A 1,382-nucleotide genomic window follows, 5' to 3' on the forward strand; every position below is an offset into this window, starting at 1 on the left:
CAACAGCCACAACAGCATGAACGGCGCTTGCTGACGCCACGCCGGCAGATTGGCCCGGGCGCGACGGCGGGCGAGGCCTTCAAGGTCCGAGAGAAAGCTGACTTTCAATGCCGGCTCGCCACTGTCGGCCACCGGCAGCACAAGGCGCATCAGCCACGGCAGCGGCAACAGGGCAAAGATCCACGGCCAGGCGAACTCAAACATGCTTGCGAATCCAGGTGTCGACGGCCTGGGTCAGGCCGGCGATGGCTTTGTCGTCGAGTTTGCATTCCGGTTTGTAGGCGCCTTCGACCAGGACCATCCAGCGCGTCAGGCCGGCCGCCGGGCAACGGTTATCGAGGAACGCCAGCCATTTGCGGCCGTTGAGTGTGTGGCTCTGGCTGTAAGGGTAATGGTTGCGGCACAAGCGCTTGAGCAGGCCGTTGAGCTGTTGCAGCCAGGCCCCGGCCGGCGCACCGTCATAGGGCTTGGGCATTTGGGCGAGTTCGGCGAGGGCGGCGATGCGCACCGGGTCCAGCGGCTGTTCGGCGCGCACGATCGGGCGCTTCTTGAGCGGGATGAAGCGGCGCAAACGCCACGCGCCATAGCCGAGCAATGGCAGCAGCAACAGCAGCAGCCACCAGCCCGGCGCCGGCGGCCAGAAGGCAATCGGTGGCGGCGAAATCAGCGGTTGCAGTTGTTCGAGGCCGTTCATCGCCCGGTCCCCGGCCGCTGCGGATTAAGGAACTCGCGCATCTGCTCGACCATTTCACTTTGCGTGCTCAGCGGCATCAGCAGCACCCGCAGTTTCTGTGCGAGCAATTCCCAGCGGGCGATGCGCGCTTCGGCCTGGGCGCGGTAGGTCTGGCGCAGGTCGAAATTGAGGGTGTCGAGTTCCAGCTGGGCACCGCGCTCGGCGAAGCGTAACAGGCCGGCAGCGGGCAGGGCGTGATCCAGCGGATCGGACAGCGGCAGCATCAGCAGGTCGCAATGGCGCGACAGCAGGCTCAGTTGCTGTTCGGCACTGTCGGACAACGCGCGCTCGTCGCAGATCACGATCACCAGACTGCCTGGACGCAACACTTCCCGTGCCCGCCGCAGGGCCACGCCGAGTGCGTCACGATCCGGCTCACGCTCCGAATGCAGCGACTGATTGACCTTCACCAGGCGGTTGAGCAATTGCAGCAGGCTCTGCTTGCTGCGGCGCGGTTTGATTTCGTAGTGCTCGTTGTCGCCGAACACCAGCCCGCCAACCCGGTCGTTGTGGCCCAGCGCGGCCCAGCCGATCAGCGCCGCCGCTTGCGCCGCGAGCACCGACTTGAACATCAGCCCGGAACCGAAAAACAGCCGCGCGCTTTGCTCGACCATGATGAAAATCGGCCGTTCGCGTTCTTCATGGAACA

General features: G+C 65.1%; 2 protein-coding genes and 1 pseudogene. All 3 read right to left on the reverse strand.

All coding sequences use genetic code 11. The features are described 5' to 3' along the window. Positions 1-204, reverse strand: a pseudogene (locus DBR24_RS34605) (BatB protein); the annotation flags it as partial. Beyond that, positions 197-694, reverse strand: coding sequence for a DUF4381 domain-containing protein (locus DBR24_RS30495; RefSeq protein WP_123468028.1), 498 nt, complete (start codon positions 692-694; stop codon positions 197-199). The pseudogene DBR24_RS34605 and the gene DBR24_RS30495, both read right to left, overlap by 8 nt. Beyond that, the coding region (locus DBR24_RS30500) for a DUF58 domain-containing protein (protein WP_128616537.1) at positions 691-1,382 on the reverse strand (692 nt) is incomplete at its 5' end. The genes DBR24_RS30495 and DBR24_RS30500, both read right to left, overlap by 4 nt.

It is taken from the genome of Pseudomonas sp. HMWF006, assembly GCF_003061205.1.
GTDB lineage: Bacteria > Pseudomonadota > Gammaproteobacteria > Pseudomonadales > Pseudomonadaceae > Aquipseudomonas > Aquipseudomonas monsensis.